Origin of the sequence: Saccharothrix sp. NRRL B-16314, from assembly GCF_000716595.1 — a bacterium.
In the GTDB taxonomy this organism is placed as follows: domain Bacteria; phylum Actinomycetota; class Actinomycetes; order Mycobacteriales; family Pseudonocardiaceae; genus Actinosynnema.
Genome location: NZ_JNXC01000001.1, coordinates 341,206 through 352,931, shown reverse-complemented (window position 1 = coordinate 352,931; position 11,726 = coordinate 341,206). Strand labels below are relative to the sequence as shown.

Here is an 11,726-nt window from a genome sequence, read left to right as displayed (position 1 = left end):
AGACCTTCACCGTGCGGTGTAGACGGTGACGATCGGCGCGCGCAGCGTCCGGCCGCGATCGGCGAACCCGACCACTTCGGTCTCCGCGACCACACCGTCGAGCGACGCGTCCTCCGTCGGCGCGGTGCCGCCCGCCTCGTGCCGGGACGGGTCGAACCGCTCGCCGTCCGGCCGCACCGCTGTCACGCCGATGGCCGCCAAGCCCTCTTCCAGGCGTTCCACCACCCCGGCGCTGCGGGCCCGGTCCAGCGCGTAAAGGCAGAGCTGCACCAACGCGCGCCGCTCCGCCAGCGCCTGGTCGAGCAGCTCGCCGGCGATGGTGTGCTCCAGCGTCGTCGTCTCCACAGCGTGGTCGGACGCGGACGCGCCCGGTTCCGTTCCGCTCATCGCCGTCCCCGCAGTTGTTGCCAGATCAGGAAGTACGCCCGGTGCACCACGTGCGCCACCCGGCTCTGCGCGGGCGTGGCGCCGAAAGAAGCGAAGGAACGCCACCAGCCCGCCCGTTCCAGCGCGTACGCCATCAGCTCCTGGGGCGGACGGCCGCGCAGGCCGAGCTGCTCCGAGAGGTCCGGTGAGCTGCCGAACCGCAGCACCTCTTCCACCAGGTCGGTCGGCATCGCCACGGCGCCGGACGCGACCAGCGTCAACGCCTCCAGCAGCCGCAGCTGGTGCGCCTCGGGCTTGGCCAGCAGCACCTCGATCGCGTCGTGCACGCGCTGCCGCTCGTTCGGGTCACCGGAGGCTGCGGCCAGCGACGTGACCGACGCCAGCGCGGCGGCGGCCTTGATGCCGTCGGCCCGCGACCGGAACACCGCGTTGAGCTTCGCGCGCACGCCGTCCAGCCCGGAGGCGTCGAGCAGCTTGCGGCGCAGGGCTCCCGCCGTGATGTTCGGTTCGCCGTCGATCGCTTCGAGCGCCTTGCCGATGCCGTAGAGGTCCAGCTTCTCCAGCAGCCGGGTGCGGGTGCCGACCGGCACGTCGCACTCCCAGCTCACGAACAGGTCCGCCGAGATCATCATCGTCTCGCGGGTCGCCTCGTCCAGGTCGGCCAGCCGGCGCAGCGCGTCCGCGTCGGCCGACGTGAAGCCGCCGGTCTCGGTGGACTCGGCGACCAGGCCGATCACCGGCAGCACGTCCGCGACCCGCGGTTTGAGGGTGTGCGCCTGGCGTTCGGCGAGCAGCACCGCGGCCTGCCACGTGTCGCCGTTCGAGCCCTCGACGGTCTCGGCCGCGATCGTGTCGGCCTTGTTCAGCACCGCGATCGCGTTCACCGGGCCGGCCTCGCGGCTCGCGGTGGCGGCGGTGAACGCGGCGAGCGCCTGCTGGTCGTCCGCTCGCACGCCCTGCGTGACGACGTAGAGGACGGCTTCCGCGCCGGCGACCGCGTTCCGGGACACCGGGTCCAGCCCAACAGAGTCGGACACAGCGGAATCGGACACAGCGGAATCGGTGCCGGCGGAGTCGGAGTCAGGCCCGGTGTGCGACAACGTGCCGAGCAGCGCCTCGGTGCGCGCCACCGACGCCGCGTCCAGTGATCCGAGGCCGGGGGTGTCGATCACGGTCAGGTCCCGCAGCACCGCGTTCGTCAGGTACGCCTCGACGTGCGACACCTTGTCGATGTCCACGCCGAGGTCGGGCGGGATCGACCCGTTCGGCTGGAACGGCAGGACCTGCTTGCGGCCGTCGGTGAACACGACCTCGATCCGGTCCACCGTCCCGTACTGGAAGCGGGTCACCAGCCGCGTGCACTCGCCCACGTCCGTCGGCGCGACCCGGCGTCCGATCAGCGCGTTGACCAGCGTCGACTTCCCGGACTTGATCCGACCGGCGACGGCGACCTGCAACGGCGCGGACAGCCGGCGCAGCACCTCGCGGAACCCGGCCGCGGTCGCGGGCGACACCTGCGGCTGCAAGCCGACGCACAGGTTCGCCACCGCCGCCGAAAGCGGACCGGCGAGCTGCTGGGCCTGCGTCTTCACGCCGGAGATCGTGCCACGTCAGCCGGTCACGCGGTTTGCCAACACGACCACCGGGGTATTTCGGCGATCGACGAGGAGGTGCGCCATGGAACAGGGCTATGCGGTGTTCCTGCTGCTCGGCGTGGTGCTGGTGCTGATCGACGGCCAGCTGATCTACCGCGGCGGCAAGGGGTACATGAACCGCGCGTACGGCGACCCGGAAGCCGCGAGGTCGATGACCAGGCTCGCGACCGTGCTCTTCCACCTCGTGGTGCTGGGACTGCTCGCCATCGTGTCGATCATCTCCGTGAACACCGGCGACCCGGTCAAGGACGTCGTGGTGAAGCTCGGCGTCATGCTCCTGGTCCTGGCGCTGGTGCACGCGGTGACGATGTTGATCCTCGGCCGGATCCGCGACCGCCAGCTCCAGCAGCAACTGGCCGACGAGATGGCCGAGGAGCACCGGCAGTACGAGCAGCAGCGGGCGGTGCCGCCGCAGACCCGCGTCGAACAGGCCGCCGCGGAGCCCGCTCGGGCGGAACGCCCGCATGCGCCGCGGGCCGAGGACCTGGTCGACCCGACGCAGGTCAAGACCACGAGGTAGGCGGCCGTGGCGGTGTCCACGCTCATCCGCCCTGAGGATTAGCCGGGGGTCAACCCGTGGCGCGACGCGCGGCGGGCAGACCCCTATCTACCCTGGTCACGTGCGGCGACTGAGCCTGTGGATGCGAGCGCACCCGGCCTTCGGGGACTCCCTGATGGCCGGGTTGCTGTTCGTGCTCGACATGGTCGCGCTGATCAGCGACGGCACCCGCGTGCCCGGCTCCACGCTGCTGTTCGTCGGCGCGATGCTGATCGTGCCAGTGGTGTTCCGCCGGCAGTACCCGCTGGGCGCGTCGTACGTGATCCTGTTCGGCGGCGCGGTGCAGCTGGTCACGCACGGCGACCTTCACACCGGGTTGCCGGTCCGGCTGGCCGACTTCGCGCTGCCGATCGCGCTGTACACGGTCGTCGTGTACGTCGGCCGCCGGCAGGGCCTGCTGTTCGCGATCTGGCTGGCCATCGGCACGTTCATCTGGGCCTTGTGGCCCATGGGGGCGAGCGGCGAGGCCGCGTTCATGGTGTTCGTGATCGCGGTCGTGTTCGGGTTCAGCTGGGCGATGGGCGAGTTCGTCGGCGCGCGCCGGGCGTACCACTGGGAGCTGGAGCAGCGGCTCAAGCTGCTGGAGACCGAACGGGACCAGCAGGCGCGGATCGCGGTCGGCGAGGAGCGGTCGCGGATCGCGCGCGAGCTGCACGACGTGGTCGCGCACGCGGTGAGCGTGATGGTGGTGCAGGCCGACGGCGCGAGCTATGCGATCAGGACCAACCCCGACCTGGCCGAGGCGGCGGTGCGGACCATCGCGGACACCGGGCGGCAGGCGTTGACCGAGCTGCGGCGGCTGCTGGGCGTGCTGCGTTCGGAGGACCAGTCGGGCACCCAGTGGATGCCCCAGCCCGGCGCGGGTGACCTGCTCGAACTGGCCGAGAACTGCCGGGCGGCGGGCTTGCCGGTGCGGCTGGAGACGCAGGGCGACCTCGACGCGTTGCCCGCGGGCCTGGGGCTCGGCGTGTACCGGATCGTCCAAGAGGCGTTGACCAACACGTTGAAGCACGCGGGCGCGGGCGCTTCGGCCACCGTCCGCGTCACGCAGGCCGTGGATCAGGTAGAGGTGGAGGTGGCGGACGACGGGTTCGGCACGCCGCACGACCTGGTCGCGGTGTCCGGCGGCAACGGGCTGATCGGCATGCGGGAACGCGCCGGCGTGCTCGGGGGCTCGCTGGAGGCCGGTCCGAACCCCGGTGGCGGGTGGCGGGTTCGCGCCGTGCTCCCGCTGGTCCCGGCATAGGGTGCCGGTGTCTACGAAGGGGACGGTGTGATCCGCGTACTGCTGGTGGACGACCAGGAACTCATGCGCATGGGCTTCCGCATGGTGCTCGGCGCGCAGGAGGACGTCGACGTGGTCGGCGAGGCGGCCAACGGGCTCGACGCCGTGCACCTGGCGGAACAGCTGCGGCCCGACGTGGTGCTGATGGACGTGCGGATGCCGGTGCTCGACGGGGTCGAGGCGACCAAGCGGATCGCCGAGGCGGGCACCGCGAAGGTGCTCGTGATGACCACGTTCGACCTGGACGAGTACGCGTTGTCGGCGTTGCGGAACGGCGCCTCCGGGTTCCTGCTGAAGGACACCCCGCCGGGTGACCTGGTGTCGGCGCTGCGCGCGGTGGCCAGCGGTGACGCGGTGGTCTCGCCTTCGGTGACCAAGCGGCTGCTGAGCCGGTTCCTCGGTGACGGCGGCGGTGAGCTGCGGGACGCGGCGGTGCTGGAGGCGTTGACCGAGCGGGAGCGCGAGGTGCTGGTGCTGATCGCCAAGGGGCTGTCGAACACCGAGATCGCGCGGAAGCTGTTCCTGTCGGAGGCGACGGTGAAGACGCACGTCGGTCGGATCCTGGCGAAGCTGGAGCTGCGGGACCGGGTGCAGGCCGTCGTGCTGGCGTACGAGACGGGGCTCGTGCGGCCCGGCGACGTCTGACCCGGTCCCTCCTCAGCCGGGCGGTCAGCGGTAGTTCGCGACGTCCACGGTGGTGGGGTCGACGCCCGCCTTGAAGACCTCTTCGAACCACCGGCCCCAGTCGGGCCGTGAACCGTCCAGGTCGGTGAAGCCGTACTCGCGCATGAGGGTCCACGACGCGAGCGCCTTGCCGGTGAACCGGTGGCGGTCCGGATCGGCGGCCAGCGCCGCCACGCCGCGCCCCACGTAGCGCGGCGTCTCGGACATCGCGTAGTGCGGCTCCTTGGCGATCGCGTCGCGCCAGTTGTCCTCCGTGACGCCGAAGTGCTCCAGCATCTGCTCCGACCTCAGGAACCCGGGCGTCACGGCGACGGACGTGCCGCCGAACGGCTCCAGCTCCTTCGCCATGACCGTGCCGAACCGCCGGATCGCGACCTTCACCGAGTCGTACGCCAGCGACTCGCTGTAGAACTCGTCGCTGTCGCCGTCGGTCACCTCGACCAGCAGCCCGCCCGGCTGCCTCACCAGCAGCGGCAGCAGGCGGTGCAGCGTGACCAGGTGCGCCTGCACGCTGTTGCGCCACATCCGCAGCTGCCGGTCGAGGTCCTGCTCCCAGAAGACCTTGAACTCGGTGTCCGCCTCGCCGCCCCACACGTCGTCCACGAGGACGTCCAGCTGTCCGTCCACTTCGGACTCGACGCGGGCGCGGAACGCGTCGACGTCGGCCGGCACGGTGAAGTCGCAGCGCACCGGGATGCCCCGGCCGCCGGCCGCCGTGACGAGCTCGGCGGTCTCCTCGATCGTCTCGTCGCGGCCGATCGGCGACTTCTGCTCGCGGGTCGACCGGCCGCCGACGAACACCGTCGCGCCCGCCGCGCCCAACTCGACCGCTATCGCCCGGCCCGCACCTCGCGTCGCACCCGTGACCGCCGCGACCTTGCCCGTCAGATCCGCCATCATCTCCCCTTCCACGCGTCCAGCACCGCGTCCACGTCCTGCGCCAGTCGGTCGGCGAGCACGCCGCGCGGCCGGATCGACCAGTCCATCGACACGCCGTAGAGCAACCCCGTGAGCACCCGCGCCGCACGTTCGGGTGGCGGACCGTGCGGAAGATCCACCCGTCGGGTGATGTCCGCCACGGTCTGCTCGGTCGCCGCGTACAGGTCGGCGAGCAGCGCGCGCAGCTCCGGGTCGATCAGGTCGACGCCGAGCTGCGCCAGGTGGTTCTGCGCCTCGGCCGGGTCCGTCACGTCCTCGAACCACGAGAGCAGCGCCGCCCGCAGGCCTTCGAGCGGGTCTTCCCGTGCCGCCGCCTGACGCATCCGGCGCGTGACGTCGGCCGCGGTTTGCCTGGTCAGGGCCTGGAGCAGGCCGCTCTTGGAGCCGAACCGCTGCGCCACCGTGCCGACGGAGACCTCCGCTCGCGCGGCCACGTCGGCGATGGTGAACCCCGGCCCCTTGCGGGCGATCACCTGCGCCGCCGCGGCCAGCAGGCGTTCGTCCGTGATCGTCTTCGGTCGTGCCACGTGGTTATTGAACCACGGTTCAGTAATGGCCGCACACCCGGTTCGGTCGCCCAGTAGGGTGAGGCCAGTGACCTGGAGACCGCGCCTCATCGCCCTGGACATCGACGGCACCATCACCCCGGTCGGCCGAGAGGACGTCGCGCCGGCGGTGCGTGCGGCGATCAAGCGGGCCGTCGATCACGGCGCGCACGTCGTGCTGTCCACCGGGCGGAGCCTCATCGGGACGCGTCCGGTCGTCGAAGACCTCGGCCTGCACGGGACCACCGCCATCAGCTCCAACGGCGCGGTGTGGTGGGACACGGACTCCGGCGAAGTCGTGCGGAAGGTCGAGTTCCTGCCCGGTCCGTCGGTCGAACGCCTGCGTGACCGGTTGCCCGACTCGGTGTTCGCGGTCGAGCTGACGGGGGTGGGGAACTTGTCGCTCGGCCGGTTCCCGGACGGTGACCTGTGGGGCGAGGTGCGCGAGGTGACGTTCGAGGAGCTGGCCGCGACGCCCACGTCACGGCTGGTCATGCGTTGGGTCGGGCGTGCGCCGGAGGAACTGGCGTTGCGGATGCTGGACATCGAGCTGCCCGGCGTTTCGGCGTCGTGCGACCACAACGAGCCTTGGCTGACGTTGTCGCCGCCCGGGGTGACGAAGGGTGCGGCCTTGGAGGAGTTGCGGCGGCAGCTCGGGGTGTCCGAAGAGGACACGTTGGCCATCGGGGACGGCTCGAACGACGTGGAGATGCTGCGGTGGGCCGCGCACGGCGTGGCCATGGGTCAGGCGCCGGCGGCCGTGCAGGCGGTCGCGGACGAGGTCACCGGGACGATCCTGGACGACGGCGCGGCGGCGGTGCTGGACCGGTACTTCGCCGCCTGACCGTGCGTTCCGACAGCTCGGGGGCACGTCGGCACGGCAGCGGCTCGGCACGGCAGCAGGTCGGCACGGCAGCGGCACGCCTCCGAGCGGTCGCCCCTCGACCCCGAGCGGTCGCCTTGCGAAAGCTCCCGGCGTTCTGAGCGTTGAATTCAGGTGTTCCGAACGTAGGACTCACGCGTCCCGAACGTAGGACTCACGCGAGTTAGTCGGCGATGGCGATCTTGGCGACGATCTTGGCGTCGCGGATGCGGACCACCACCTCGCCGGGCACGCCGTTGCGCTCGGCGTACTCGTTCGCGCGGTCCGCGCCCATGTACCGGGCGCCGATGCGGCCCGCCCAGTAGCGCACCTGCTCGGGGTCGTCGACGACCTCGGCCCGGCCGGACACGGTGACGAACGCGAACGGCGGCCGTTCGTCGTCCAGGCAGACCGACACCCGCCCGTCGCGCACGATCGCCTTGCCCTTGATCGACTCCAGGTACGTGGTGAACACCAGCGTGCCGCCGTCCAGGTCGACCCACACGGGTGAGACGTGCGGCGACCCGTCCTTGCGCACGACCGCGAGCTTGCCGGTCCGCGCCGGCGTGGCCGAAACGAACTCGCGCCACCAGCCGGCGGGCGCCTCGGTGTAAGCCATGACCGGACACCGTAGTTGCCGCCCGTCCCTGAGAGTTATCCGGTCCACGCCTCAGGGACAACTCAGGGTAGTCACCGATTACTACGACCGAGGTCTTGGACACGATAAGACTGAAGTCGCACGGCCGCGTCAACTACAGACCGATGTGCGAGACCCCGTGGACCGGGCAAGGTTTACCCGAGTCCGGGGGATGTGCCGTCCAGGGGAGAGATCATGATCGAGGCTATCGGCCTCACCAAGCGCTACGGGAAGACGGTTGCGGTGGACGACCTGTCCTTCGCCGTCGAACCCGGTCGGGTCACCGGATTCCTCGGTCCCAACGGCGCGGGCAAGTCCACCACCATGCGGATGATGCTCGGCCTCGACCGGCCGACCGCGGGGAAGGTGCTGATCGACGGCAAGCCGTACGCGCAGCTCGACCGTCCACTGCGGACCGTCGGTGCCCTGCTCGACGCGAAGTGGGTGCACCCGAACCGCTCGGCGCGGGCGCACCTCCAGTGGATGGCCAAGTCGAACGGCCTGCCCGACAAGCGGGTGGACGAGGTGCTCGACCTGGTCGGTCTGACCAAGGTGGCCAAGCGCCGCGCCGGCGGCTTCTCGCTGGGCATGTCCCAGCGCCTCGGCATCGCGGGTGCCCTGCTGGGTGACCCGAAGGTGTTGCTGTTCGACGAGCCGGTCAACGGCCTGGACCCGGAGGGCATCCTCTGGATCCGCCAGTTCATGCAGGGCCTGGCCGCCGACGGCCGGACCGTGCTGGTGTCCAGCCACCTGCTGTCCGAGATGGCCGTCACCGCCCAGGACCTGGTGGTCATCGGGCGCGGCAAGCTCATCTCGCAGTCCAGCACCACCGAGTTCGTCGAGCGGTCGACCGAGAACACGGTCAAGGTGCGCAGCCCGCACGCGGACAAGCTGGGCGCGATGCTCATCGACAAGGGCTTCACCGTCCGTGAGGACGACGACGGTTCGCTCGTCGTATCGGGTGTGGCCAGTGACGAGATCGGGGACATCGCGGCGGCGAGCGGTGTGGTGCTGCACGAGCTGAGCCCGCAGCGCGGTTCGCTCGAACAGGCATTCATGCAGCTCACCGGCGATTCTGTGGAGTACCACGCCGAGCTCGCCGAGACGGGGAAGTGACCAGCGATGACTCTGCTCGCCGTTGAACGGATCAAGCTCTTCACCACGCGCTCGCCGTGGTGGTCCATGCTGCTGGCCCTCGGGTTGACCATCGGCATCACCGCGATCATCGCGGCGAACTGGGGCGCGGAAGCGCCGATGCCCGTGCTGGGCGCGGTCTTCGTGCACAACCTCGGGCTGTACGTGATCATGGTGATGGCCGCGCTGGCGGTCACCACCGAGTACCGCTTCGGCACGATCAAGGCGACGTTCCAGGCGGTGCCGGACCGCATCTCGCCGCTGGTCGCCAAGGCGGTCGTCGTGGTGCTGCTGGCCGGCCTGGTCGGCCTGGTCTCCGCGTTCGGGTCGTGGGGCCTGAGCTGGCTGCTCGCGGAGAACACCTCCGAGCTGGCGCTCGAATCGGCCAACGACTGGCGGCACGTGGCCGGCGTCGGCCTCGTCTACGCGGCGGGCGCGCTGCTCGCGCTGGGCGTCGGCGCGCTGGTGCGGCAGACCGCGGGCGCGGTGTCGATCATCCTGGTGTTCGCGCTGGTGCTGGAGAGCGTGGTCGGGTTCATCCCGAACATCGGCGACGACATCCAGAAGTGGATGCCGTTCACCGTGGCGGGCAAGTTCATCTTCGGCAACCCGGACCCGAGCGTCATCCCGGACGGCCAGGGCCCGCCCGCCATCGGCGAGCTGAGCCCGTGGGGTTCGTTCGGGTACTTCGCCGCAGTGGCGCTGGCGATCTACATCATCTCGCTGGTGGTCGTGAAGCGGCGGGACGCGTAAGGGGGAACCCGCGTGGCCGGCGTCGGGGATCGGCGCGCGGGACGTCATGGGGGGAGAGGAGGAGCTCGGGTCGCCTTGTCGGGAGGTGGCCCGAGCTCTTCTGCCTCAGGTTTCGCCACCAGCGTTTGATCGGACGGGAGATGTCATGATCGAAGCGACCGGCCTCACCAAGCACTACGGCAGGACGGTGGCCGTGGACGACCTGTCGTTCACCGTGCGACCGGGCCGGGTCACCGGCTTCCTCGGCCCCAACGGCGCGGGCAAGTCCACCACCATGCGGATGATCCTGGGCCTCGACCACCCCACCCGCGGCCGGGTCACCGTCGACGGCGAGGACTACCGCTCGCTGCACCAGCCGCTGCGCGTCGTCGGCGCGCTGCTCGACGCGAAGTGGGTGCACCCCAACCGGTCGGCGCGGGCGCACCTGCACTGGCTGGCCCGGTCCAACGACATCCCCACCACGCGTGTGGACGAGGTGCTGGAGATGGTCGGCCTGACCCAGGTCGCCAAGCGCCGCGCCGGCGGTTTCTCCCTCGGCATGTCCCAGCGCCTCGGCATCGCGGGCGCGCTGCTCGGCGACCCGCGGGTGCTGATGTTCGACGAGCCGGTCAACGGCCTCGACCCCGAGGGCATCCACTGGATCCGCCAGTTCATGCACCGGCTCGCCGACGAGGGCCGGACCGTGTTCGTGTCCAGCCACCTGCTGTCGGAGATGGCCCAGACCGCGCAGGACCTGATCGTGATCGGGCGCGGCAGGCTCATCGCGCAGACCAGCACCGAGCAGTTCATCAAGGACGCCACCGAGGACACGGTCCGCGTCCGCACACCGGAGGCCGACCGGCTGCGCGGGCTGCTGAGCGGACGCGCCCGCGTCGCCGACGCCGCGGCCTCCGACGGCGCGCTCGTCGTGCACGGCGTCGAGTCGTCGTTCATCGGCGAGCTGGCCGCCGCGAACGGCATCACGCTGCACGAGCTGAGCCCGCAACTCGGTTCGCTGGAGGAGGCCTTCATGCAACTCACGAAGGAATCCGTCGAATACCACGCGCACGAGTAATCGGTCTATCACTACCGGTCGCCGCGCCAGAAGTCGTCGGACGGCGGCGGGATTTCGGTGACCACCGGAACGGGGGTCCGGCGGGCGCGGTTCCGCCGGACCAGCAGCAGCGCCACCACGAGGACGACCGCGGCGAGGCCGCCGGCGGCGATCAGGACCAGGTCGTCATCGCCCGACCCGGGCGGCGGCGCAGTCAGGCTCTCGACCGACGTCGGTCCGGGCGTGGCGGACGACGTGAGCGGCGGCGGCGCGAGCGGGTTCCGCTCGACCGGCGGCACGTCGGCTGTCAGCGCTCCCACCGGGTTGACCAGGCCGAACCCGGTCCGGCTGTCCCGTCCGGGCGCCATCAGGTCGGTCGCCGTGACGATGAGCCGGTTCACCACGTTGCCCGCGTCCAGCTCCGGGTAGCGGGCCCGGACCAGCGCCGCCGCGCCGGAGACCAGGGCCGTCGCCGCGCTCGTGCCGTCGACCCCGGCGTACCCGGTGTTCTGCACCTTCAGCGGCATGGCGGTGACGATCCCCTGCGCGGGCGCGGCCAGCACCGCCTCCGGGCCGGTGTTCGACTCCGGCCACGGCCCGTTGCCCTCCACCGTGCCCGAGACCGCGATGACGCCCTTGATGTTCGCGGGCGCGCCGATGTGCTCCTCGCCCTCGTTGCCGGTGCCCGCGATCACCACGGCGTCGTGGTCGAGCGCGTAGTTGATCGCGCGCAGCAGGTCGGGGGTGAGCGTCGCGAGCGAGGTCAGGGACAGGTTGACCACGTCGGCGCCCTGGTCGACGGCCCAGGTCACGCCCTCGGAGACGGACGCGGTGGTGAACTTCTCGCCGTCCGCGCCGACCGACACCGGCAGGATCATCGCGCCGGGCGCCACGCCGAGCGCACCGCCGTCCACGCCCCGGCCGGCGATCAGCGTCGCCATCGCGGTGCCGTGACCGTCGTCGTCCCGGGTGCCGTCCGTGCCGCTCGCCGTGCCGAACCCCGTGCCGGGCAGCAACGCGCCCGCGAGGTCCGGCACGTCCGCGTCCACGCCCGAGTCCACCACCGCGACGACCACGCCGTCGCCACGCGTGATCGCGTGCGCGGCCGGTACGCCGAGGGCGGCGAGGTGCCACTGCTGCTCCTCGATCGTCTGCGCCCCGGCGACCCCCGGAATGATCGTCGCGAGCAAGATCGCGACGGCCACCGCTCTCCCCGTCACCCAATCCCCCTTGTGTTCGGGATCACAAATATT

General features: G+C 71.1%; 13 protein-coding genes. 7 read left to right on the top strand and 6 right to left on the bottom strand.

Features of this window, described 5'->3' with window-relative positions; genetic code table 11:
* Positions 1 to 6 precede the first annotated feature (6 nt).
* Positions 7 to 387: a nucleotide exchange factor GrpE gene (gene grpE / locus OQ02_RS01660; protein ID WP_033436367.1), complete on the bottom strand. Its 381-nt coding sequence runs from the start codon at positions 385 to 387 to the stop codon at positions 7 to 9.
* Complete coding sequence (locus OQ02_RS01655) at positions 384 to 1,979, bottom strand: dynamin family protein (protein WP_033436366.1); 1,596 nt, start codon at positions 1,977 to 1,979, stop codon at positions 384 to 386. Before OQ02_RS01655 ends, grpE begins: the two co-directional genes overlap by 4 nt.
* An 85-nt stretch (positions 1,980 to 2,064) precedes the next feature.
* Between OQ02_RS01655 and OQ02_RS01650 the strand changes: the two genes are divergently transcribed.
* From OQ02_RS01650 to OQ02_RS01640, 3 genes are all read left to right on the top strand, one after another.
* Positions 2,065 to 2,562: a hypothetical protein gene (locus OQ02_RS01650; RefSeq protein ID WP_051771506.1), complete on the top strand. Its 498-nt coding sequence runs from the start codon at positions 2,065 to 2,067 to the stop codon at positions 2,560 to 2,562.
* Positions 2,563 to 2,662: 100 nt separating this feature from the next.
* Entirely contained in the window at positions 2,663 to 3,847 is a 1,185-nt protein-coding gene (locus OQ02_RS01645) for a sensor histidine kinase (protein WP_442973564.1), read from the top strand.
* Between the two features lie 27 nt (positions 3,848 to 3,874).
* Positions 3,875 to 4,531, top strand: coding sequence for a response regulator (locus OQ02_RS01640; protein ID WP_033436364.1), 657 nt, complete (start codon positions 3,875 to 3,877; stop codon positions 4,529 to 4,531).
* Between the two features lie 24 nt (positions 4,532 to 4,555).
* Here OQ02_RS01640 and OQ02_RS01635 read toward each other — a convergent pair whose 3' ends face one another.
* Both OQ02_RS01635 and OQ02_RS01630 read right to left on the bottom strand, forming a co-directional pair.
* Positions 4,556 to 5,467, bottom strand: coding sequence for an SDR family oxidoreductase (locus OQ02_RS01635; protein ID WP_033436916.1), 912 nt, complete (start codon positions 5,465 to 5,467; stop codon positions 4,556 to 4,558).
* Positions 5,467 to 6,036, bottom strand: a complete 570-nt coding sequence (locus OQ02_RS01630; protein WP_033436363.1) for a TetR/AcrR family transcriptional regulator — start codon at positions 6,034 to 6,036, stop codon at positions 5,467 to 5,469. Before OQ02_RS01630 ends, OQ02_RS01635 begins: the two co-directional genes overlap by 1 nt.
* Positions 6,037 to 6,103: 67 nt before the next feature.
* Here OQ02_RS01630 and OQ02_RS01625 point away from each other — a divergent pair, with 67 nt between their 5' ends.
* A complete protein-coding gene (locus OQ02_RS01625; protein ID WP_033436362.1) occupies positions 6,104 to 6,898 on the top strand; it encodes an HAD family hydrolase in 795 nt (264 codons plus the stop codon).
* A 202-nt stretch (positions 6,899 to 7,100) separates the two neighbouring features.
* Here OQ02_RS01625 and OQ02_RS01620 read toward each other — a convergent pair whose 3' ends face one another.
* The gene (locus tag OQ02_RS01620) at positions 7,101 to 7,535 is read right to left on the bottom strand and encodes a PPOX class F420-dependent oxidoreductase (protein WP_033436361.1); all 435 of its coding nucleotides are present in this window, start codon (positions 7,533 to 7,535) and stop codon (positions 7,101 to 7,103) included.
* A gap of 213 nt (positions 7,536 to 7,748) precedes the next feature.
* Between OQ02_RS01620 and OQ02_RS01615 the strand changes: the two genes are divergently transcribed.
* The 3 genes from OQ02_RS01615 (at position 7,749) to OQ02_RS01605 (ending at position 10,494) form a co-directional block, all read left to right on the top strand.
* Positions 7,749 to 8,669, top strand: a complete 921-nt coding sequence (locus tag OQ02_RS01615; RefSeq protein WP_033436360.1) for an ABC transporter ATP-binding protein — start codon at positions 7,749 to 7,751, stop codon at positions 8,667 to 8,669.
* 6 nt (positions 8,670 to 8,675) lie between these two features.
* On the top strand, positions 8,676 to 9,440 hold the full coding sequence (locus OQ02_RS01610; protein WP_033436359.1) for an ABC transporter permease: 765 nt from the start codon (positions 8,676 to 8,678) through the stop codon (positions 9,438 to 9,440).
* A 145-nt stretch (positions 9,441 to 9,585) separates the two neighbouring features.
* The gene (locus OQ02_RS01605) at positions 9,586 to 10,494 is read left to right on the top strand and encodes an ABC transporter ATP-binding protein (RefSeq protein WP_033436358.1); all 909 of its coding nucleotides are present in this window, start codon (positions 9,586 to 9,588) and stop codon (positions 10,492 to 10,494) included.
* A gap of 11 nt (positions 10,495 to 10,505) precedes the next feature.
* On the opposite strand, the gene OQ02_RS01600 is transcribed toward OQ02_RS01605, so the two are convergent.
* Entirely contained in the window at positions 10,506 to 11,678 is a 1,173-nt protein-coding gene (locus tag OQ02_RS01600; protein ID WP_156076834.1) for a S8 family serine peptidase, read from the bottom strand.
* Between the last annotated feature and the right edge of the window lie 48 nt (positions 11,679 to 11,726).

Coding starts and splice junctions, on each gene's coding strand:
- grpE (WP_033436367.1), bottom strand. CDS start 387: ATGAGCGGAACGGAACCGGGCGCGTCCGCGTCCGACCACGCTGTGGAG.
- OQ02_RS01650 (WP_051771506.1), top strand. CDS start 2,065: ATGGAACAGGGCTATGCGGTGTTCCTGCTGCTCGGCGTGGTGCTGGTG.
- OQ02_RS01635 (WP_033436916.1), bottom strand. CDS start 5,467: ATGGCGGATCTGACGGGCAAGGTCGCGGCGGTCACGGGTGCGACGCGA.
- OQ02_RS01620 (WP_033436361.1), bottom strand. CDS start 7,535: ATGGCTTACACCGAGGCGCCCGCCGGCTGGTGGCGCGAGTTCGTTTCG.
- OQ02_RS01615 (WP_033436360.1), top strand. CDS start 7,749: ATGATCGAGGCTATCGGCCTCACCAAGCGCTACGGGAAGACGGTTGCG.
- OQ02_RS01610 (WP_033436359.1), top strand. CDS start 8,676: ATGACTCTGCTCGCCGTTGAACGGATCAAGCTCTTCACCACGCGCTCG.
- OQ02_RS01605 (WP_033436358.1), top strand. CDS start 9,586: ATGATCGAAGCGACCGGCCTCACCAAGCACTACGGCAGGACGGTGGCC.